Origin of the sequence: Mesorhizobium sp. B2-1-1, from assembly GCF_006442975.2 — a bacterium.
Taxonomy (GTDB): domain Bacteria; phylum Pseudomonadota; class Alphaproteobacteria; order Rhizobiales; family Rhizobiaceae; genus Mesorhizobium.
The window spans coordinates 3,385,354-3,404,709 of record NZ_CP083954.1 but is presented as its reverse complement, the minus strand read 5'-3'; the positions used below and the strand labels follow the sequence as shown (position 1 = coordinate 3,404,709).

The 19,356-nt window shown below is 63.2% G+C and carries 21 protein-coding genes; 8 read left to right on the top strand and 13 right to left on the bottom strand.

Annotation, left to right across the window (positions count from 1 at the left end; genetic code table 11):
* Positions 1 to 19 precede the first annotated feature (19 nt).
* A complete protein-coding gene (locus FJ972_RS16655; protein WP_140520994.1) occupies positions 20 to 2,086 on the top strand; it encodes an FUSC family protein in 2,067 nt (688 codons plus the stop codon).
* Positions 2,087 to 2,093: 7 nt separating this feature from the next.
* Here FJ972_RS16655 and FJ972_RS16650 read toward each other — a convergent pair whose 3' ends face one another.
* The 3 genes from FJ972_RS16650 to FJ972_RS16640 form a co-directional block, all read right to left on the bottom strand.
* Entirely contained in the window at positions 2,094 to 2,552 is a 459-nt protein-coding gene (locus FJ972_RS16650) for a HEPN domain-containing protein (protein ID WP_140495841.1), read from the bottom strand.
* Entirely contained in the window at positions 2,545 to 2,853 is a 309-nt protein-coding gene (locus tag FJ972_RS16645; RefSeq protein ID WP_224646996.1) for a nucleotidyltransferase family protein, read from the bottom strand. The genes FJ972_RS16650 and FJ972_RS16645 overlap by 8 nt, the downstream gene beginning before the upstream one ends.
* Positions 2,854 to 2,947: 94 nt before the next feature.
* A complete protein-coding gene (locus FJ972_RS16640; protein ID WP_140520995.1) occupies positions 2,948 to 4,072 on the bottom strand; it encodes a DUF2336 domain-containing protein in 1,125 nt (374 codons plus the stop codon).
* Between the two features lie 151 nt (positions 4,073 to 4,223).
* On the opposite strand from FJ972_RS16640, the gene FJ972_RS16635 reads away from it, so the two are divergent.
* The gene (locus tag FJ972_RS16635) at positions 4,224 to 4,676 is read left to right on the top strand and encodes a MaoC family dehydratase (protein ID WP_140495838.1); all 453 of its coding nucleotides are present in this window, start codon (positions 4,224 to 4,226) and stop codon (positions 4,674 to 4,676) included.
* Positions 4,676 to 5,557, top strand: coding sequence for an HpcH/HpaI aldolase/citrate lyase family protein (locus FJ972_RS16630; protein WP_140495837.1), 882 nt, complete (start codon positions 4,676 to 4,678; stop codon positions 5,555 to 5,557). Before FJ972_RS16635 ends, FJ972_RS16630 begins: the two co-directional genes overlap by 1 nt.
* Positions 5,558 to 5,560: 3 nt before the next feature.
* Here FJ972_RS16630 and FJ972_RS16625 read toward each other — a convergent pair whose 3' ends face one another.
* From FJ972_RS16625 to FJ972_RS16615, 3 genes are all read right to left on the bottom strand, one after another.
* On the bottom strand, positions 5,561 to 6,235 hold the full coding sequence (locus tag FJ972_RS16625; RefSeq protein WP_140495836.1) for a methyltransferase family protein: 675 nt from the start codon (positions 6,233 to 6,235) through the stop codon (positions 5,561 to 5,563).
* Between the two features lie 202 nt (positions 6,236 to 6,437).
* A complete protein-coding gene (locus FJ972_RS16620) occupies positions 6,438 to 7,046 on the bottom strand; it encodes a flavin reductase family protein (protein WP_140520996.1) in 609 nt (202 codons plus the stop codon).
* A complete protein-coding gene (locus tag FJ972_RS16615; RefSeq protein ID WP_140520997.1) occupies positions 7,047 to 7,631 on the bottom strand; it encodes a nitroreductase in 585 nt (194 codons plus the stop codon).
* A 154-nt stretch (positions 7,632 to 7,785) separates the two neighbouring features.
* Between FJ972_RS16615 and FJ972_RS16610 the strand changes: the two genes are divergently transcribed.
* Positions 7,786 to 8,748 (top strand): hypothetical protein, encoded by a 963-nt coding sequence (locus FJ972_RS16610; RefSeq protein ID WP_140495833.1) that lies wholly within the window; start codon positions 7,786 to 7,788, stop codon positions 8,746 to 8,748.
* A 53-nt stretch (positions 8,749 to 8,801) separates the two neighbouring features.
* On the opposite strand, the gene FJ972_RS16605 is transcribed toward FJ972_RS16610, so the two are convergent.
* The 5 genes from FJ972_RS16605 to FJ972_RS16585 form a co-directional block, all read right to left on the bottom strand.
* Positions 8,802 to 9,740, bottom strand: a complete 939-nt coding sequence (locus FJ972_RS16605; RefSeq protein ID WP_140520998.1) for a lysophospholipid acyltransferase family protein — start codon at positions 9,738 to 9,740, stop codon at positions 8,802 to 8,804.
* A gap of 118 nt (positions 9,741 to 9,858) precedes the next feature.
* Complete coding sequence (thrS, locus tag FJ972_RS16600; RefSeq protein WP_140520999.1) at positions 9,859 to 11,835, bottom strand: threonine--tRNA ligase; 1,977 nt, start codon at positions 11,833 to 11,835, stop codon at positions 9,859 to 9,861.
* Positions 11,836 to 11,982: 147 nt separating this feature from the next.
* Positions 11,983 to 12,801 carry a class D beta-lactamase gene (blaOXA, locus tag FJ972_RS16595; protein ID WP_140521000.1) on the bottom strand — a complete coding sequence of 273 codons (819 nt, stop codon included), beginning with the start codon at positions 12,799 to 12,801 and terminating at the stop codon, positions 11,983 to 11,985.
* Between the two features lie 142 nt (positions 12,802 to 12,943).
* Positions 12,944 to 13,318: a membrane protein insertion efficiency factor YidD gene (gene yidD / locus FJ972_RS16590; RefSeq protein ID WP_140521001.1), complete on the bottom strand. Its 375-nt coding sequence runs from the start codon at positions 13,316 to 13,318 to the stop codon at positions 12,944 to 12,946.
* A gap of 76 nt (positions 13,319 to 13,394) precedes the next feature.
* On the bottom strand, positions 13,395 to 13,553 hold the full coding sequence (locus FJ972_RS16585) for a hypothetical protein (RefSeq protein ID WP_140521002.1): 159 nt from the start codon (positions 13,551 to 13,553) through the stop codon (positions 13,395 to 13,397).
* A 91-nt stretch (positions 13,554 to 13,644) separates the two neighbouring features.
* On the opposite strand from FJ972_RS16585, the gene FJ972_RS16580 reads away from it, so the two are divergent.
* The gene (locus FJ972_RS16580; RefSeq protein WP_140521003.1) at positions 13,645 to 14,550 is read left to right on the top strand and encodes a LysR substrate-binding domain-containing protein; all 906 of its coding nucleotides are present in this window, start codon (positions 13,645 to 13,647) and stop codon (positions 14,548 to 14,550) included.
* Between the two features lie 16 nt (positions 14,551 to 14,566).
* Here the strand turns inward: FJ972_RS16580 and FJ972_RS16575 are convergent, their stop codons facing one another.
* Complete coding sequence (locus FJ972_RS16575; protein ID WP_140521004.1) at positions 14,567 to 15,013, bottom strand: iron-sulfur cluster assembly scaffold protein; 447 nt, start codon at positions 15,011 to 15,013, stop codon at positions 14,567 to 14,569.
* Positions 15,014 to 15,255: 242 nt separating this feature from the next.
* Between FJ972_RS16575 and folE the strand changes: the two genes are divergently transcribed.
* The 3 genes from folE (at position 15,256) to FJ972_RS16560 (ending at position 17,509) form a co-directional block, all read left to right on the top strand.
* A complete protein-coding gene (folE, locus tag FJ972_RS16570) occupies positions 15,256 to 15,891 on the top strand; it encodes a GTP cyclohydrolase I FolE (RefSeq protein WP_140517057.1) in 636 nt (211 codons plus the stop codon).
* A 90-nt stretch (positions 15,892 to 15,981) separates the two neighbouring features.
* The gene (hisI, locus tag FJ972_RS16565) at positions 15,982 to 16,440 is read left to right on the top strand and encodes a phosphoribosyl-AMP cyclohydrolase (protein WP_140521255.1); all 459 of its coding nucleotides are present in this window, start codon (positions 15,982 to 15,984) and stop codon (positions 16,438 to 16,440) included.
* Between the two features lie 97 nt (positions 16,441 to 16,537).
* Positions 16,538 to 17,509: a patatin family protein gene (locus tag FJ972_RS16560; protein WP_140495825.1), complete on the top strand. Its 972-nt coding sequence runs from the start codon at positions 16,538 to 16,540 to the stop codon at positions 17,507 to 17,509.
* Between the two features lie 11 nt (positions 17,510 to 17,520).
* On the opposite strand, the gene recJ is transcribed toward FJ972_RS16560, so the two are convergent.
* Positions 17,521 to 19,305: a single-stranded-DNA-specific exonuclease RecJ gene (gene recJ, locus FJ972_RS16555; protein WP_140521005.1), complete on the bottom strand. Its 1,785-nt coding sequence runs from the start codon at positions 19,303 to 19,305 to the stop codon at positions 17,521 to 17,523.
* Positions 19,306 to 19,356 lie beyond the last annotated feature (51 nt).

Here is a 19,356-nt window from a genome sequence, read left to right as displayed (position 1 = left end):
GGCTTGCGGAGACGCGCGTGTGAGCTGGCAACGGCTGAAAGACTATTTCGAAGCGGCTCTTGCCGGGCTGACACAGCCGACCCGGTCGGACTGGATCTTCGCCTTGCGCACGGTCTCGGCCGGCCTGATCGCGCTTATGGCCGCCTACGCCCTCAAGCTCGATCACCCGCAATGGGCGATGATGACGGTGTTCATCGTTGCCCAGCCGGTCGCCGGCATGGTGTTGGCGAAAGGCTTTTATCGGTTGCTCGGCACGCTGGCGGGCGGTGCTGCCGCAATTGCCATCACCACTGTCTTCGGCACGAATCCCTGGGTGCTGGTGACGGTGCTTGCCCTATGGATCGGCATTTGCACCTTCGTGTCGTCGCTGCTGCGCAACCCGGAAGCTTACGGAGCGGCGCTGGCCGGCTACACCGCGATGATCATCGGCTTGCCGGCGTTTGGCCAGCCGCATCTCGTCGTCGACCTCGCGGTCGCGCGCTGTGCCGAGATCGTACTCGGCATTGTCTGCGCCGGCCTGACCAGTCGGCTGATCCTGCCCAAATTGGCCAGCGAGGCCATCATCTCGCGGCTGAAGCGCAGCATTCTCGACCTTGCCACCTATGCCGGCGGCGCCTTTTCCGGTGGCGACACGGCAATGCTTTCCGGCCTGCACCGGAAGCTGGTCGCTGACACCCAGACGCTCGCCGAGATGCGCGCCTATGCCAGGCTGGAGGCCCCGAGCTTCGCGCCGCGCGCCCATCCGGTCCGGCGCACCATCGGACAACTGCTTTCAGCCCTGTCCGCGGCCCGCGCGCTGCATTCACACGCCGCACCGAAGAACGCGGCGCTCATTCCGGTGCGCTCGGAGCTGCAAGCCCTCGTCACTGAAATGGCGGCGACGCCGGGCGCGCTCGACGACACGGCGCCCTGGCTGGCACGGCTCGACGCGATCGGCGCCAAAGCGACGCAAATGCCCGAGGCCTTGGCTGACCAGGACGACGACAGGGTCGGCACCGTCACCCGGCTCACCATCGCCGCCGATTTTGCCGAAGCGCTGAAACAGGCGCTGCGCGGCCTCGATGCCTTGCGTGCGCCCGTCGCGCGGCCTTCACGCGAACGCAGGCCCCCGGCGCTGGTGGTACATCGCGATTATCACGGGGCGAGCCGCAACGCGGTCCGCGCCGCGCTTGCAACGCTGCTGGTCGCCGCTTTCTGGCTGACGACGAGATGGTCGGAAGCCGCCGGCACGGTCATTCTGGTTGCCGTCGTGTCGAGCTTGTTTGCCGCCCGCCCCGATCCGGTGCGGGTAGCCTGGGGGTTCTTCCAGGGAACGCTGTTGGCTCTGCCCTTTGCCTTTCTCGTCGGCCAGATCGCGCTTCCCGTTTTTCCTGGTTTCGGCTGGTTCATGCTGTTCGTCGTACCGATCCTGGTGCCGGCGGCGCTCGCCATGGCCAATCCCCGCTATGTCGGCGTGGCGACGGCCTTCGCCATCAATTTTCTTGCTTTCCTCAGCCCGCACCAGGCGATGACCTACGACCCGGGCCCGTTCTTCGCCGGCTCGGCCTCGATCCTGGTCGGCATCCTTTTGGCAATCGGCGTCTTCATCATCGTGCTGCCCGCCGACCCATGGCTCGCGGCGCACCGCATCGTGCGGGCCATGCGCGAGGATCTGGCGCGGCTTTGCCTGCACGAGCGCGTGCCGAGGCGTTCGGCCTTCGAGAGCCTCGCCTATGACCGCATCAACCAATTGATGCCGCTGGTGCAGACCAGCGGCAGGAAGGGTGAAGCGGTTCTGGGCGGCAGTGTCGCCGCCGTCACCGTCGGTCTGGAGGTCCTGCGGCTGCGTGGCGCACAGCAGGCGCACGCCGTTCCGGCCGAGACGACGCTTTCGATCGCCAACTTCCTGCGTGGACTGGCACGCGAACTGCTCTTCCGCGCCCCGGGCGATCCGCAGACATCCACCATTGCCGTCGCCCGGCAGTATGCCGCCGGCATCGCCCAGCGAAACGCCACTGGTGAAATGCTCCAGATCGCGGCGTCACTACGGATTATCGCGGCGGCGATGGAGGATTTTCCGGATTTTTTTTCCAGGGGCAGAGCTTAGGCGAACCTCAACGCGGTTTGGACCTGCGCATGGGCGTCACTGCTTGGGCGGGCTTTGCATCATCGGCAAGATCGACTTTGAAGTGCCCCGCGGCCCGCGAGATAAGGGCTGCGATATCGTCGATGGCTTTCTGAAGTTTTTCCCTGTCAGGCGCACGAGGTATCTGGCCCGAAGGCAATGTATATCTGAAAGTGGTGGCATAAGCCTCCAGCCAAACGAGTGATCCCAACGCCGTTTTCTCGGCGTGGTCGTCCGGAAAGCGTCTTAGAATCTTGTCGAGTTGGTGTGCATCATGACGTTCGATGTGAATGGCCTCCGACGTCGCCAGCGCCCTGATGATCTGCTCAACGGCCTGTTGGCTGAGATAAGCGGCGTTGCGAGACCCTGTTGCGACCAGAATACGCGCATCACTCATACAGCCGTTCGCCAACCGAAGCGCGCTGGCGATAGTCCACTGATCAGACATCTAATCGACGTCCGTCCCGAGCGATGTCATACGCGATCGTATTTCGCGAATCCCAACTTGCAGCCAAAGCGCCCGATGTCGTGGAAAGGATTGTCGCCGGAATTCCGATTTCGTGCTGAATGGTCCAGCCAATGAGTGGGTCGAGAAGTTCTGGTCTGGCATCATCTGGCAAAGCCACGAGGATATCCCAGTCGCTGTCAGGTCGATTGTCGCCGCGTGCTCGGCTTCCAAACAGCCAAATAGAATCGGGATTCATGCGGATCCTGATTTCATCGATCAGCGGCCTGATCTCGATCGGCACCGGAAGATGCTTTGAGGACGAGTGGCTCATGCGCGAAACATAATACCATTCTTTTGCGCCGACAACGCAATGGCATCAAGCCCGCCCAAAGGGGCTAAGCGGCTGCGATCGCCAGCGCATGGCCGCGCGCATTTTCACGCAACGCAGCGAGATGGATCGACTTGATCAGCGCGGCGAGATCGCCTTCCGCGGACTGTCCGCCCAATTCCTTCAGCATCAGCCAGCTGACTTCCTGCACGCCGGCGACGCGCTTGCCGTTGGCGACCTCTCGCCAGATTTTCAGCGCGCGCAAGATGACCGCGTGCGTGGCGGCAGCCAGGCCGGCACTGCGGAACAGCGCCTGCAAGGCCACGTCGTGTCCGCCGGCCAGCAGCGCCCTCACTCTTTGGGCGGACTGCTGGCTGAGCGCGACCAGCGCCGAGCCGAAGAAGTCGACCTTGCCATGCGCGATGGTGCGGATGAGGAAGCTCGCGGTGAGATCGCCGCGCAGCCTGAGATGCTCGATCAGTGCTGCATGCTCTTCCTGGCGCGTGCTCTCGATCAGCGTCACGCAGGCCTTAACGCAGGCGTCGCGCATGACGCGGTCGGCCCGGGCGGCTCCCATCAAGGCCATGACCAGCGGCGAGGTCTTGAGCATCTCACCGAGCTTGACGAGCAGCATGTGCCGGCAGTCGGCGGGCAGGCGTGAATCCGATATAAGCGCCTCGCGCACCAGCGGCAGATGGCCGTGGCGCTCGGCCATGCGGCGAAAACTCAACGAAGCGACATCGGCCCCGCTGTTGGCCAAAAGCACGGCGCAGGCCTCCGCCTCGCCGATCTCTGCGATAGCCGCCGACAGCGCCATCGAGACCAATGGCCGATCGGCGATCAGTTTTTGCGTCGCCTTCGGACCTGAAGCCACGCGATCGATCAGGTCTGCGTCGGTAAGCAGTGGCGATCGCGTCAGCACGACGCCGGCGACTTCCGGCTGGTCGGAAGCAAGCGCGCTGATGATCTGGGGCGGTGCGTGATGGCTCATGGACAGCGCCTCGGCCATCGCCAGCCGTACCTTCGACGATGCGTCGTCGAGCAGCAAGGTCAGCGCCGCCTCGGCGGCGCAGCGATCCTCGAACGGCAATTCCGCGTCGACATAGGCGCGGGCGAGCGCGCTTGCCGCCGCGGCGCGCTCCGACACCCTGGCCGTGTAGATCCATTTCAGGAAATGCGAGACAACAACCATACCGCCTGCTTACGCCCCTTGCCGGAAGGTTTCCGACCCCGTGCCGGACGTTAGGCCGAATTGGTTTATGAAGCGTTCACCATGTTCGTTAACTGGCTTGCGAGCGCTGGATGCAGCGCCTATCAACCGTCCAGCAGCGGAGGAGAATGAAATGGCTGGGCTTTATCTCGAGGAGTTCGTCGTCGGCCATGTCTTCCAGCACACGCTGCGCAAGACTGTCACCGAAAGCGACAACATGCTGTTCTCGGTGATGACGCTGAACCCGCAGCCGCTGCATATCGACTTCGATTTCGCCGCCAGGAGCGAATGGGGCAAGCCGCTGGTCAACTCGCTGTTCACGCTCGGCCTGATGATCGGCATTTCGGTTAACGACATCACCGTTGGTACGACGGTCGCCAATCTCGGCATGAAGGAAACGGTGTTTCCGCATCCGGTCTTCCATGGCGACACCATCCGCGTCGAGACCACTGTCGTCTCGGTGCGCGAATCCAGGTCGAAGCCCGATCGCGGCATCGTCGAGTTCGAACATCGGGCCTATAACCAGAACGGCGACCTCGTCGCCAAATGCACGAGACAGGCCATGATGCTGAAGAAGGTAGCCTGATGCGTTCGCTGCTGTTCGTTCCCGGCGATTCCGAGAGGAAGCTGGAGAAGGGCTTTGGCGCCGGCGCAGACGTGGTCATTGTCGACCTCGAGGATTCGGTGGCGCCCCAAAACAAGGCATCGGCGCGAATGACCGCGGCGCGCTTCATCGCCAGCCACAGGGCGAAAACAAGGTCGGCAATCTACGTCAGGGTCAACGACCTTTCGACGGGATTGACGGACGACGATCTTGCGGCGCTTATCCCGGCAAAACCCGACGGCGTCATGCTGCCCAAATCGGCTGGCGGCCAGGATGTCCAGCACCTCTCGGCAAAGCTCAGGCTGCGCGAAGCGGAGAACGGCTTGGCCGACGGCGCGACAAAAATCCTGCCGATCATTACCGAAACACCGGCGGCCGTGCTGGCGGCGGCGAGCTACGCCGGGGCAAGCGCGCGACTTGCCGGGCTGACCTGGGGCGCGGAAGACCTGTCGGCGGCGATCGGAGCGCGCACCACCCGCGACCAACATGGCCGTTACACCGAAATATTCCGCTTCGCTCGCGCCATGACCATTCTCGCCGCCGGCGCGGCGGAAGTCGCGGCGATCGACACCGTCTTCCCGAATTTCCGCGATATGGCGGCCTTCGAGGCCGAATGCAGGGAGGCCGAACGTGACGGCTTCACCGGCAAGATGGCGATCCACCCTGATCAGGTGCCGGTCATAAACGCCGCCTTCACGCCCTCGGTGGAAGCGGTGCAACAGTCGGCGGCAATTGTCGCGGCATTCCAGGCGGCGGGAAATCCCGGCGTCGTCGGCATCGACGGCAAGATGTATGACCGGCCGCATCTGCGGCTGGCCGAGCGGCTTCTGGCACGCGCCCGGGCAGCCGGAATCTCCGCCTGACCGCTACCAGACCAACGGGATCAGGCGGTAGCGGACATGGGCCGCATAGTCGTCATAGCCGCGCAGACCGGTGCGAAGCGTTTTTTCCTCGATGAATGTGCGGATGGCCAAGAGAACGATGAACACGACGACCAGTGCCAGCCCCCACCAGGAGCCGAGCAGGAGAGCCGTGCCGGCAAAGAAGAGGATGGCGCCGGCATACATGGGATGGCGCACATAGCTATAGGGACCCGTTGTGATCACTTGCTGTCCGCGCTCCGCCTGGATCTTCACGACGGGCGCCGCGAAGCTATTCTCCAGCATCGTCAGATAGCTGATCCATAGTCCGACCAGCAGAACCAGCGCACCGATCGCCTGTACCCAGACCGGAACGACGGACCAGCCGAAGCGGTAGTCGAAACCCATGAAGGCCAGCCAGGCAAATATGCCGAGCAGGAGTATGCTCAACAGAACCTTGTCGGCCGCGGTCTGGTCCTTCTGGATGGGAGAGCTCAGCCGTTCGTTCATCAGCCCGGGATCGCGCCGGGCCAGCGTCACGCCAAGGGTCAGGCTCAGCCCGGTCATCACCGCCAGATATACCCAGGCTCCCGGCCAGGTCAGCGTACCCGCTGTCAGGAAAAGCAGCGCGCCCATTGCGCCGAACCACACGAACGTCTGGAGGATCAATCTCGAGACCATGATCAACCTTCCATGATATTTGCCGTCGGCATTTACCAGCAACAGACTACCGCCGACCCTCAGCGGACTATCGCCCATCCCGCGCCTGGACGAAACGGTCCTGGTGTGCAGAAGGTTTCGTCATGCCGCGTCATCAAGCTCAGGGCGCGTCGTGATGACGGCTCGCCGTCAGGAAAGCACAGTGACTGGGCCCCCTTGCGGGCTAATCCTTGCCCCAACGCGGCCGGCGCATCGAAAACACTTCGTTGACGCTGGCATAATCCATGTAGCCGAGGCGAGCGACATTGCCGGCCTTGCTGATATCGAACAGGCCGTCTTTCAGGTAGGCATCGTCAATATGCACGCCGATCACTTCGCCGGCCACGACGACGGCGCTGGTCGGCGTTCCGTCCAGGGCCTTTGGCCGGAACACTTCGGTCACCTTGCATTCGAGTGCGGCGGGTGCGGCCGCCACGCGCGGCGGCGCGACAAGACGCGACGGCGCCATGGCGAGATCGGCATAAACGAACTCGTTGACGCCGCGCGGCGCGTCGACCGACGTCCGGTTCATCTTCTCGGCGAGATCGCGGCCGACCAGATTCGCTACGAACTCGCTGGTCTCCTGGGCGAAGGAGGCGCTGTCCTTCTCGCCCTCGGAGGAAAACCAGACGATGAAGGGCCTTGTCGAAACGGCATTGAAGAAGGAATAGGGCGCGAGGTTGATCTCGCCGGCCCCGTTCAGGGTCGAGATCCAGCCGATCGGGCGCGGCGCCACGATCGCCTTCGACGGATCGTGCGGCAGTCCGTGCCCCTTTGACGGCTCGTAGAACACTTAGCCCGCCCAGGGCCCGGCATAGTCCGCATAAAGCTTTGCCGGATCGGGGCGCGGCCGCTCCGGCGCCGGGCCGCCATAGGAGCCGATATGGACGAAGCCGATTACGCGCTCTTGCGGCGCCAGCCCCAAGATCGCCCTGCCCTCCGGCACGTCCGAATACCAGTTGCTGATCATGTTGGTGCCATAGCCCAGTGCGTTGGCGGCAATCATCAGGTTCATCGCCGCCATGCCGCCGGACAGGAACATCTCCCATTGCGGGATTTTTGGATTTTCCTTCGGCACCGACACGACGCCGATCACCAGCGGCGCGCGCGAGAAGCGCGCCAGCTCCTGGTTGCGGCGGCCATCCGGTAAAGGTCCCTCCCGCTGTTCGGCAAGGGCCGCCAGCTTCCTGCCGATCTCGATGCGGGCATCGCCGCGATAAAGAATGAAGCGCCAGGGCTCGAGCCGGCCATGATCGGGCACGCGCGTGGCGGCGGCGATCATCGTGGCGATCTCGGCGTCGCCGGGCGCGGGCTCCTTCAACTCCGGTATCGGCGCTGAATTGCGGGTCAGCAGGAAGTCGATGATCGGGGACGCCATGGGCGCAAGTCTCCTAAGTTCGATTTTGAGCTGAAGCGCGCCATGGGAATGCGGGGCGGCTCGGGCATCGACGCGGGCGCGCCAGGCTGGAGAGTCGTATCGGTCGGACTCTTAAGCCTTGAAATTGCCACCGCCATGGGCTTCAACGCAAGGCATGTTTGAGGGGACTTTGCGTCTTTTCCTGATCTGGGTCTGCACCCTGCTGCTCATGGCGCCGGTTTCCTTTGCCGTGGCGCAGAATGTGGATGGCGTCAGCGACCTGAAGCTTCCCGGAATTTCGAGCTACGCGACGCCGAAAGGCGAGACATCGCTGGCGCTTGGTGGCGGCGGCGCCATCACCTTGTCCGCGCAATTGACCGACAAGGGAGGCGATATCACTCGCGGTATCGTCTGGCGCGTCTTCAAGCCGGAGGCCGTCAACGGCAAATTGCCGATGGTGGCTTCCGCCCATGGCGGCACGGCGGTCTTCCAGCTCGAACCCGGCAGCTATCTGGTTCACGCTTCCTACGGCCGGGCCGGTGCCACCAAGCGCATCACCGTCGGCAAGGACGCCAAGCGCGAGAGCCTCGTGCTCGATGCCGGCGGCCTGAAGCTCGATGCCGTCCTTTCGGGAGGGGCGCGCATCCCGCCAAAGAAGCTGCGCTTCTCGATCTATGAGGGCAATGCCGAACCCAATGGCGATCGCGCGCTGATCATTCCCGACGTCGAGCCCAACAGCGTCGTGCGTCTCAATGCCGGCATCTACCACGTGGTCTCGACCTATGGCGCGGTCAATGCCGTCATCCGCTCCGACATCCGCGTCGAGGCCGGCAAGCTGACCGAAGCCACCGTCGAGCATCACGCCGCCGAGATTACCTTGAAGCTGGTGCGTGAAGCGGGCGGCGAAGCGATCGCCGACACGTCGTGGTCGCTGCTCAACGAATCCGGCGATCCGATCAAGGAAACCGTCGGCGCCTTCGCCTCGATGGTGCTGGCCGAAGGCGACTACACCATCATCGCCAAGAACCGCGACCGCATCTACCAGAAGGATTTCACTGTCGTGGCCGGACAGAACCAGGAAATCGAGGTTCTCGCGACGGAAGCCGCCGCGATGGATCCGGAAGAAGGCGCGGATTAGTCAATTCCGGAAAGCCTCGAGCCGCTTTCCCTTCGGATCTCCACGAAATGGACCTACGCCGCCAGCTTGGCTCGTGCCGGTAGGAATGGAATCCGGCGGCGAGGAACCGGCGGCGCCAGATCGAAGACGCCTCTATAGAGGCGCTCGAGCAGCGCCTTGCGGTCGCGCACGGGCTCCAGTTCATTCCAGTTCAGCACATCGCCGACACGCACGTCGATCGACTTGCCGGAAAGCCGGGCGAATTCGCGGATAAGCAGCGAAATGCGCAGCGCCAGCGATGCCTTGCCGACGAACTTCGCCACGCGTCCGTCGCGCTCGGCCATGTTCATGGGACCGCTGACCAGATGGAACAGCCTGCCGTTCTGGCCGGAGAAATGCATCGGCACTACGGAAGCCTTGGCATCCTGCACGAGACGCGCCGGAAACATCTTCCATGGCAGGTCGCGTGCCCGGCCAAAACCTTTCGGCGCGGTGGCGACACCGCCGGCCGGAAACACCACGATGGTGACGCCTTCCTTCAAGAGCCGCACCGCCTCGTGACGCACCGCCATGTTGTTCTTCAACGCGTCCTTGGTTTCGGAAAAGTCGATCGGCAGCGAATAGGGCTCCATCTCGCTGATCTTGAGCAGATCCTTGTGGATCATGACCCGGAACGGCCGCCCAAGCTGCTCAGTCAGCGACAGCACGGCAATCCCGTCGCCGATGCCAAAGGGATGATTGGCGACGATCACCAGCGGCGTGTCAGGCAGGGTCTGCGGGGGCCATTGGTCGGGGGTTCGCACCCGCACATCGATCAATTCGAGCATGCGGCTGAACACGCGCTCGCCGGACGGGACCACCTGGCGGCGCCAAAAATCATAAAGCGCTGCAAAACGGTCGCGTCCGGACAGGCCTTCGATGGAATGGATGACCCACCGCGTCAGCGCTGGCTGTCGGGGATTAGCATAGGAAAGCTCGGGAAACGGTTTTTCACGCAATTTCAGCTTGAGCATGAGGGCTTGTTACAAGACTGCCGTGACAGGGATGTGAAAATGGAGGGATGTGAAGACGGTGCGATATGGAAATGGCGGTGGACTGCTCCACCGCCATTCCGCTTGAAATACTACCGGGTCAGGCCGCAGGTTTGCGTCGGCGATCGGGCGTGATCGCTTCTTCGGTCAGCTGCGCGACCGCTTGGGCGAGACCCAGCGACTCCTGATCGCGCGATCCGAGGCGGCGCATGTTGACCGTCTGCTCTTCCGCCTCGCGCTTGCCGCAGACGAGGATGACCGGAACCTTGGCTAGGCTGTGCTCACGGACCTTATAGTTGATCTTCTCGTTGCGCAGATCCGCCTCGGCGGACAAGCCCGCGGCTTTCAGCTTCGCCACCACTTCGTTCGCATAGCCGTCGGCGTCCGAAGTGATCGTCGCCACCACTACCTGCAGCGGCGCGAACCACAGCGGGAAATGGCCGGAATAGTTCTCGATCAGGATGCCGAGGAAGCGCTCCATCGAGCCGCAGATGGCACGGTGCACCATGACAGGCTGTTTCTTCTCGGAATCCGAGCCGATGTAGAAGGCACCGAAACGCTCCGGCAGGTTGAAGTCGACCTGCGTGGTGCCGCATTGCCATTCGCGGCCGATGGCATCCTTCAGCACATATTCGAACTTCGGCCCGTAGAAGGCGCCCTCGCCAGGATTGATCGAGGTCTTGATGCGGTTGCCCGATCGCGTCCTGATCGTCTCCAGCACGCCGCTCATGATCGCTTCGGCGTGATCCCAGGCTTCGTCGGTGCCGACGCGCTTGTCCGGCCGGGTCGACAGCTTCACGCTGATTTCGTCGAAGCCGAAATCGGCATAGGTCGACAGAATCAGATCGTTGATACGCAGGCACTCCGACGCCAGTTGCTCCTCGGTGCAGAAAATATGCGCGTCATCCTGCGTGAAACCGCGCACGCGCATCAGCCCGTGTAGCGCGCCCGACGGCTCATAGCGATGCACATTGCCGAATTCCGCAAGCTTCACGGGCAGGTCGCGATAGGATTTCAACCCGTGCTTGAATATCTGCACATGGCCAGGACAGTTCATCGGCTTCAGCGCGAACACGCGGTCGTCATCGGTGTCGTCGCCGGCAACGGTGACCTTGAACATGGCGTCGCGATACCAGCCCCAATGGCCCGACGTCTCCCACAGGCTCTTGTCGAGCACCTGCGGTGCGTTGACCTCCTGGTAGCCCTGCTCGTCGAGGCGGCGGCGCATGTAGTTGACCAGGTTCTGGAACATCTTCCAGCCCTTGGCATGCCAGAAGACGACACCGGGCCCCTCTTCCTGGAAATGGAACAAATCCATCTCGCGGCCGAGCTTCCTGTGGTCGCGCTTTTCGGCTTCCTCCAGCATTGTCTGGTAGGCGTCGAGCTGCGCCTGATCAGCCCACGCCGTGCCGTAGATGCGCGTCAGCATCGGGTTGTTCGAATCTCCGCGCCAATAGGCGCCCGCCACCTTCATCAGCTTGAAGGCATTGCCGATCTGCCCGGTCGAGGCCATATGCGGACCGCGGCAAAGGTCGAACCAGTCGCCTTGCGCGTAGATCTTGAGATCCTGATCGTCAGGAATGGCGTCGATCAGTTCCAGCTTGTAGCGCTCGCCCTTGTCGGCAAAGACCTTTTTGGCCTTGTCGCGCGACCAGACTTCCTTCGTGAACGGCTTGTTGCGCGCAATGATCTCGCGCATCTTCTTCTCGATCACCGGGAAGTCGTCCGGAGTGAACGGCTCGTTGCGGGCGAAGTCGTAGTAGAATCCGTTCTCGATCACCGGCCCGATGGTCACCTGCGTTCCCGGCCATATCTCCTGCACGGCCTCCGCCAGCACATGTGCCGCGTCATGGCGGATGAGTTCCAGCGCGCGCGGATCGTCGCGGGTGATGATCTCGATCTTGCCGGACTTGCCGAGCGGATCGGAGAGATCGCGCACGGTACCGTCGATGGCATAGGCCACGGCCTTCTTGGCCAGCGACTTGGAGATCGATTCGGCAAGACCTGCACCGGTCATCGCCGCATCGTAGTCGCGCACGGAGCCATCGGGAAATGTCAGGGAAACGGCATTCAGCATCAGGTATTCTCCTATCCAGTCCCGCAAACGAGCGCGGGTGGTGAAATGCAGGTCGTCAGCCGTTCGAGGCTGCGGCCTGCCAGATAGCCGGAGGCGTCCGGCGGCGGCAGTCTTTTATGGGCAGATGCCGCCGCCGTAAAGCCTCGGCTATTTAATCAGCAGCGGCAGGTCCTTCAGGAAGGCCGCGCGCGTCGCGAGCCCCTTCGGCATATCGCTCCGCTTCGTATCGACGACGAGCCGGGCAAACACGATCTGGCGGCCGTTTTTCTGCGCCCAGCCGACGAACCAGCCGAGTGAACGCCTGTCCTTGCCGCCCTCGCCGACCCTGGTGCTGCCCGTCTTGCCCTGGACGGTCCAGTCGCCGGCCTTGAAGCTGGGTAGGATGGCTTTCGTCATGTCGTGAGCCTTGGCCGAGACCGGCATCTTGCCGGCGAGGAGCTTACGCAGGAAGTCTATCTGTTCGACCGGCGTGATCTTGAGCGAGGAGTTCACCCACGAGTGGGTCAGGCCGTCATTCTTGCCGGGATCGCCGGAAACGTCCGCATTGCCATAGGCGAACTTCGAGACGTAGCCGGCAAAGCTCTCCGGTCCAAGCCGGCGGGTGATCTGGCGCGAATACCACAGCACCGAGTCCCGCTCCCAGATCGTCGGATCGACGGTCTTGTGGTCCCGCTTGACCGCCTTGAATTCAGGCTTGTAGCCCCAGCTCGGCGTGTGTTCGTCGCTGAGTATGCCGGCATCGTAACCGATCAGCGACAGCGGCACCTTGAACGTCGAGGCCGGGCTGAACCGCTGATCGCAGACGCCGTTCTGGTAAAGCGTCTTGCCGCTCTGTGCATCGGCGATCAACGTGCACTGCACATCCCCGAGCGGCGCCGATTGCGCGCGCATCGGAAATCCCAGAAGCCAGGCAAGCAGGAACAGGACTCCGGCAAGGATGAAGGGAAGACGGTCGACATTGCGCATTGGATGCTCGCTCCAGAGGGGGTTCGGCGAGCGGCTTAGCGAGGTCTCTTGTCTCGATTTTGTCTCAAATTCGCAGTTGTTGTGCAGGCTGCCGTTAACCCTACCAGATCGTAAACGGTTGCCTTGAAGAACTGACCGGCAGTCAGCTTCGCGCCTCGTCGCGGTTGCTGCCGATCCGCCAATATCGCCACGGCGTGAACCAGACATACCGATCCGCCAGAACCTCCGGAACAAGGTCGACGCCATGGGTGCCGAATGGTCCGCAACGCAGAACCCTGAAAAATCCCATCCAGCCGCCGGCCCAAAGACCATGGCGGGCGATCGCCTCATGCGCATATTCCGAGCAGGTCGGCAGATGACGGCAGGAATTGCCGATGAAGCTGGACAGCGTCAGTTGATAGAGGCGCACCAGCGACGTGCCCAACACCCGGCCGGGGGTCTTGCGCCACGGGCCGGACCAGTTGCGGCCGCGCCGCGGCGGCCCGGCTGTATGTGCATGCCCATGCTGGTCGCCCACTGCGATCTCCGTCTTTCCAGACGATAGATGTGGGCTTCATCGGGAGAACGCAATCCCGCCCCTGCTTGCTGAGCTTTCACGGGCGGAAGCGGCGAAGTGGCTGCCGATCAGCCGGCGGTGCCCACCGGCAGGGGCTAGGCTGCTCTTCGTGGTGCTTTCGACAGGTTTTTTCGTCACGCCACTGAAACGTTGCAATCCGCATCACATCGCCAAAAATCTCCAGCAACTGGATCATGGCCGTATCTCCTTGGCGACGAGTAGACCGCCGCTGGCCTTCGCCTTCAAACGAGTATAATTTCCACTTCGGATAATCCTGGGTTATGCGAATGAAGCGTGGGCGACTGCCGCTGACGGCCTTGAGGAGCTTTGAAGCAGCCGGGCGGCACCTGAGTTTCAGCAGGGCGGCCGAGGAGCTTTTCGTCTCGCAGGCAGCGATCAGCCGGCAGATCCGCGAGCTCGAGATCTTTCTGCGCCGGCCCCTGTTCGAACGTCACCATCGCCGGGTCGAACTGACCGATGCGGGCCGCCGGCTGCTCAGTCAGCTGGTCAGGAGTTTCGACGCCATCGACGCCCTGCTTTCCGAGTTGGTGGCGGCTCCCGCGCAGACAGTGGTTCGCGTCAGCGTCGAGCCGTCTCTGGCATCGGTATGGCTGGTGCCGCGGCTCAACCGTTTTCGCCAATTGCGGCCCGACATCGACGTCGCGCTCGAAGTCGATCCAAGGCTGATTGAGTTTCGCGGCGACCAGCCTGAACTTGCGTTACGCTTCAGTGCGCATGCTGTGTCGTGGCCGCGCAGCGAGGCCGAGCAGCTTGCCTCGACGGTTGATTCACCGGTTCTGTCGCCGGCGCTGCTTGCCGCGGGGCCTCCCCTCGACAAGCCGGCCGACCTTGGCCGCTATACGCTGTTGCATGAGGAAAACCGACAGGGTTGGGCGCGCTGGTTTGAGGCGGCTGGTGTGCCTGCCGACGCGGTGCCCGCGCGCGGTCCCATGCTGGCGGATGCATCGCTTTCGAAGCAGGCCGCTCTGCTCGGACACGGCGTGGCGCTGGGCGATCTCCTGCAGATCGGCGAAGAGCTCGCCTCCGGCACGTTGGTCAAGCCGTTCGACATCGACGTCGCGTCCGGCGCCTATTGGCTGGTGGCCAGAAGCCTGCGTGATCTCCCCGAGCCAGCCGCCGCCTTCGCCGACTGGGTGAGAAGCGAATTCGCCGAAAGCAGACGGCCCCGATAGGCCGCCAAGTGGGCTATCAGGCGGCTTCTTCGGCGCGCTTCTTCTCGATCTGACCGATCGCGTCGACCACGGCGTCGAAGGTCAGCATGGTCGAGGCATGGCGCGCCTTGTAGTCGCGCACCGGTTCCAGATATTTGAGATCGGCGAAGCGGCCTTCCGGCGGCGCTCCGTTCTCTTTCAGCATTTTCAGCATGGTCTCGCGCACCGCGCGCAATTCGTCGGCCGTAGCGCCAACCACATGCTTCGCCATGATGGAGGACGAGGCCTGGCCGAGCGCGCAGGCCTTCACGTCATGTGCGAAATCGGTAACCACGCCGTCTGCCATATTGAGATCGACGGTAACGGTAGAGCCGCACAATTTGGAATGTGCCCTCGCGCTGGCGTCGGGATGATCGAGCCGGCCGATCCGTGTGATATTTCCGGCAAAACCGAGAATTTTCGCATTGTAGACGTCGTTGATCATTATTTTCCAGTCCGTCGCCGCCAGGCGAACAGCGTTTGCCGCTGACGCGTCTTTCTTTCGCTCGTCATGACCATATATAATGGTGGCAGTCCGGTATCGACAAGGCGACGAAAAGCCCACGTCTTTGCCGCAGTTTGCTCACGCCGCTTACGGGGCTGGAAACCGGGCGAGTTTCCGACGCCGAAAGGTCGTGGTCCGTTCAACTCGTTCCTCCTGAGAGAGGGACTACGGGAGACGCCTTTATGGATGCCGTTATCAAGAAGTTCATGCCCCAGTCGGCCTACATGGAAAAGCCCGTCACCGACCGGCCGAGCGAGGCCGAGGTCGAGGCTGCGGTCCGCACGCTTTTGCGCTGGACCGGCGACAACCCCGATCGCGAAGGGCTGGTCGACACGCCCAAGCGGGTGGCCAAGGCCTATCGGGAAATGTTCGGCGGCTATGACATGTGCCCGGCCGAAGAGCTTGGCCGCACCTTCGAGGAAGTGGCTGGTTACGACGACCTTGTCATCGTCAAGGACATCCAGTTCCATTCGCATTGCGAACATCACATGGTGCCGATCATCGGCAAGGCCCATGTCGGCTATCTGCCGGACGGCAAGGTCGTCGGCCTGTCCAAGATCGCGCGCGTGGTCGATATCTTCGCCCACCGCCTGCAGACCCAGGAAGCCATGACCGCGCAGATCGCCGGCGTCATTCAGGATGTGCTCAATCCGCGCGGCGTTGCCGTGATGATCGAGGCCGAGCACATGTGCATGGCCATGCGCGGCATCCGCAAGCAGGGCTCCACCACGCTGACCTCGACCTTCACCGGCGTGTTCAAGGATACTCCCGAAGAACAGGTTCGTTTCGTCACCATGGTGCGTGGCGGTGGGGTGTAAGCCGCCTCGCCCGGCATCGTCGGGACCATGATTCCGAAAGTGGCTACCGGTTTTCGGATAATCATGGTCAAACAGGAAGATAGCCCGGCGATGTCGGCACTGGAATTTCCGAAGGCTCCCTCAGACAAGAAATCGCTGGAAGAAGGCGCGGTGTTTTCACCGCGCTTCGATGCCGCCGGCCTGGTCACCGTCGTCGTCACCGATGCGGCAGACGGCGTGCTTTTGATGGTCGCGCACATGAATGCGCAGGCTCTGGCGTTGACGCTTGAAACAGGTATCGCCCACTACTGGTCGCGTTCGCGCAATGCGCTGTGGAAGAAGGGCGAAACGTCAGGCAATCTCCAGCATGTCATCGAGGTGCTCACGGATTGTGACCAGGACGCCATATGGTTGCGCGTCAAAGTGCTAGGCCACGACGCAACTTGTCACACAGGCCGGCGTTCCTGCTTCTATCGGACGGTGGGGCTGATCGACGGCAAGGCGATGCTTGCCGACGATGGCAGCGAGCCCTTGTTCGATGCGGAAAAAACGTATCGGAAGCTCCCGTGAATAACCAGCTTGAACCTTTTGCCCGCAGCCAACCACATAGATTCACCATTTCGATACGGCCCGCCTATATATTAGCTGTGGGACAAGGGAGATCATGATGCTCGAGTGGGCGTCATTGCGTAACAGAGCGGACGTACGAGAGGCGAATGGTCCCGCTTCGTCCGGCGGCGCGGCCGAAACAACATCACCAAAGAAAACTGGCATCTCGCTTGCACTGGGCGGCGGTTGCGCAAGAGGCTGGGCGCATATCGGCGTGCTGCGCGCGCTCGATGAAGCCGGCATCGAGGTTTCGATGATTGCCGGCACCTCGATCGGCGCGCTGGTCGGCGGCTGTTACCTCGCCGGAAAACTGGACGAGTTGGAAGAGTTCGCCCGCAGCCTGACCAGGCGGCGCATCTTCGGCCTGCTCGATCTAAACCTGCGCGGCAGCGGTCTGTTCGGCGGCATGAAGCTGGATGCTCGCCTGCGTGAGCATGTGGCCGGCATTCGCTTTGAGGATTTGTCCAAGCCGTTCGTCGCGGTCGCTTCCGAAATCCGCACCGGCCACGAGATTTGGCTGTCGAACGGTTCGCTGATAACAGCCATGCGCGCTTCCTATGCCTTGCCCGGCGTGTTCGAGCCGGTGACTTGCAATGGTCGCGTGCTGGTCGACGGAGCTTTGGTCAATCCGGTGCCGGTGTCGGTCTGCCGTGCCTATGAGCAGCCGCTGGTTGTCGCGGTCAACCTTCATTACGACCTGTTCGGCCGTGCCGCCGTCATCAAGCATAGCGCCGGCGAACTGGTCGTCGAGAACGATGCGCCGCGCAGTGGCCAATTCGACCCTGAGCACCGGGCACATCAGACGCGGCTTGGCATCACCGGCGTCATGGTCGAGGCCTTCAACATCATCCAGGATCGAATCTCGCGCGCCAGGCTTGCCGGCGATCCGCCCGACATGTCGCTGCAGCCCAAGCTCAGCCACATCGGCCTGACCGAATTCCACCGCGCCGACGAGGCGATCCAGATCGGCTATAGGGCGACGATGGCACAGATCGGCGAACTGACCCGGCTTCAGACGGTTCTCGCCTGATCAAAGACGCATCAGGCGCGTGCCGCGTCGACGATGCGGAACTGCACGCTGCGATTGCCGTTCCAGTAATTGCCCGACAATGAGCCGGCGACGTGGATCGTCTTACCACGGTTCTTGAACAGGAAGTCGCCGAGCACCGTGTCGACGGCACGAAAGGCGATCGCCTGGATGCGACCGCCACTGCCCGACTGGAGGTCGGCGCGGATGTGGTTGGTGCCGACCAGCCGGGCGTCGGCCAGCCGATGGCGAGGCAGCGCGAAAACAGGCGCGACATGCCCTGCACCGAACGGGCCGGCCTTTTCCAGCGCATCCAGCAAGGCCAGCGTCGCACCCTCGGCGGCAAGCGCGCCGTCGATCGCCAGGCTTTCCTCGTCTTGCAATCGGAACACGTCGGCTGCTGCGCGCTCCTCGAAAAATGCCCTGAGCTCGCCGAGCCGCGTGCGCTCGACGGTAATGCCGGCTGCCATGCCATGGCCGCCGCCCTTGACGATCAGCCCGGCATCTGCGGCTTCGCGCACCAGCCGGCCGAGATCGAAGCCCGACACCGAGCGACCTGAACCGGTGCCGGTGCCGGTGGCGTTGAAGGCGATGGCGAAGGCCGGCCGTCGGGCATGGTCCTTGAGCCTGGAGGCAAGCAGGCCGACGATGCCGGGATGCCAGTTGGTGCTAGCGGTAACGACGATGGCCGGCCCGCTGCCGCCGGCAAGCTCGGCATCGGCCTCGGCACGCGCCGCGGCCAGCATCTCGTGTTCCATCAGCTGCCGCTGCTGGTTGAGCCGATCGAGCGTCTCGGCGATGGTGCGGGCCTCGACCGGATCGTCGGTCGCAAGCAGCCGGCTGCCGAGGGCGGCGTCGCCGATGCGCCCGCCGGCGTTTATGCGCGGTCCGATCAGGTAGGCCAGATGGAAGGTGCTGAGCGGCTCGCCGACGCGCGAGACCCGCGCCAGCGCAGACATTCCCTCGTTCTTCTGCTGGCGCGCCACTTGCAAGCCCTTGACGACGAAGGCACGGTTGACGCCGGTGAGCGGCACCACATCGCAGACCGTGGCCAGCGCCACGAGATCGAGCAGCGAGAGCAGGTCCGGCGGCGTGGCGTCGGCCAGCCGGCCGCGCAGGACCTTGGCCGTCTGCACCAGCGCGAGAAAAACCACTCCGGCGGCGCAGAGATGGCCCTGCCCGGAAAGGTCGTCGTCGCGGTTGGGGTTGACCACCGCGTGTGCCGCCGGCAAGGCGCCGCCGACCTGATGATGGTCGAGCACCACGACATCGGCACCGGCGGCATTGGCCGCGTCGATGGAAGCCGCGCTGTTGGTGCCGCAATCGACGGTGACGATCAGCGTCGCGCCGCGCGAGATGAGCTCGCGCATGGCTTCGGGATTGGGACCGTAACCCTCGAAGATACGATCGGGAATGTAGATTTCCGACGATATCGAGAAATGCGCGAGGAAGCGTTTGAGCAAGGCCGACGAGGCGGCGCCATCGACATCGTAGTCGCCGAAGATCGCCACCTTCTCCCGGGCCATCACCGCGGCGGCTATTCGAATGGCCGCCTTGTCCATGTCGGTCAGCGAAGCCGGGTCCGGCAGCAGGTCGCGGATCGTCGGGTCGAGAAAGCGCTCCGCCTGTTCCGCCGTCACGCCACGTCCGGCAAGCACGCGCGCGACGATATCGGGCACGCCGTGCCCCTGTGCGATGGCAAGCGCGGCCATGTCCTGCCGCTCGGTCAGCCGATGTTCCCAGGAAACACCGGTGGCCGACTGTCGGACATCGAGAAAAAGGCGTCTCTCGCCCGTCATGCGAGGCGACGTTTGCGGATGATCATTGCCCACAATATGCGACGGCCAGTC

Bases quoted from the DNA above. Each gene is read 5' to 3' on its own strand.
- FJ972_RS16650 (WP_140495841.1), bottom strand. From the start codon at position 2,552: ATGTCTGATCAGTGGACTATCGCCAGCGCGCTTCGGTTGGCGAACGGC.
- FJ972_RS16640 (WP_140520995.1), bottom strand. From the start codon at position 4,072: ATGGTTGTTGTCTCGCATTTCCTGAAATGGATCTACACGGCCAGGGTG.
- FJ972_RS16635 (WP_140495838.1), top strand. From the start codon at position 4,224: ATGGCTGGGCTTTATCTCGAGGAGTTCGTCGTCGGCCATGTCTTCCAG.
- FJ972_RS16630 (WP_140495837.1), top strand. From the start codon at position 4,676: ATGCGTTCGCTGCTGTTCGTTCCCGGCGATTCCGAGAGGAAGCTGGAG.
- FJ972_RS16625 (WP_140495836.1), bottom strand. From the start codon at position 6,235: ATGGTCTCGAGATTGATCCTCCAGACGTTCGTGTGGTTCGGCGCAATG.
- FJ972_RS16615 (WP_140520997.1), bottom strand. From the start codon at position 7,631: ATGGCGTCCCCGATCATCGACTTCCTGCTGACCCGCAATTCAGCGCCG.
- FJ972_RS16610 (WP_140495833.1), top strand. From the start codon at position 7,786: ATGTTTGAGGGGACTTTGCGTCTTTTCCTGATCTGGGTCTGCACCCTG.
- FJ972_RS16605 (WP_140520998.1), bottom strand. From the start codon at position 9,740: ATGCTCAAGCTGAAATTGCGTGAAAAACCGTTTCCCGAGCTTTCCTAT.
- thrS (WP_140520999.1), bottom strand. From the start codon at position 11,835: ATGCTGAATGCCGTTTCCCTGACATTTCCCGATGGCTCCGTGCGCGAC.
- blaOXA (WP_140521000.1), bottom strand. From the start codon at position 12,801: ATGCGCAATGTCGACCGTCTTCCCTTCATCCTTGCCGGAGTCCTGTTC.
- FJ972_RS16585 (WP_140521002.1), bottom strand. From the start codon at position 13,553: ATGATCCAGTTGCTGGAGATTTTTGGCGATGTGATGCGGATTGCAACG.
- FJ972_RS16580 (WP_140521003.1), top strand. From the start codon at position 13,645: ATGAAGCGTGGGCGACTGCCGCTGACGGCCTTGAGGAGCTTTGAAGCA.
- FJ972_RS16575 (WP_140521004.1), bottom strand. From the start codon at position 15,013: ATGATCAACGACGTCTACAATGCGAAAATTCTCGGTTTTGCCGGAAAT.
- folE (WP_140517057.1), top strand. From the start codon at position 15,256: ATGGATGCCGTTATCAAGAAGTTCATGCCCCAGTCGGCCTACATGGAA.
- hisI (WP_140521255.1), top strand. From the start codon at position 15,982: ATGTCGGCACTGGAATTTCCGAAGGCTCCCTCAGACAAGAAATCGCTG.
- FJ972_RS16560 (WP_140495825.1), top strand. From the start codon at position 16,538: ATGCTCGAGTGGGCGTCATTGCGTAACAGAGCGGACGTACGAGAGGCG.
- recJ (WP_140521005.1), bottom strand. From the start codon at position 19,305: ATGACGGGCGAGAGACGCCTTTTTCTCGATGTCCGACAGTCGGCCACC.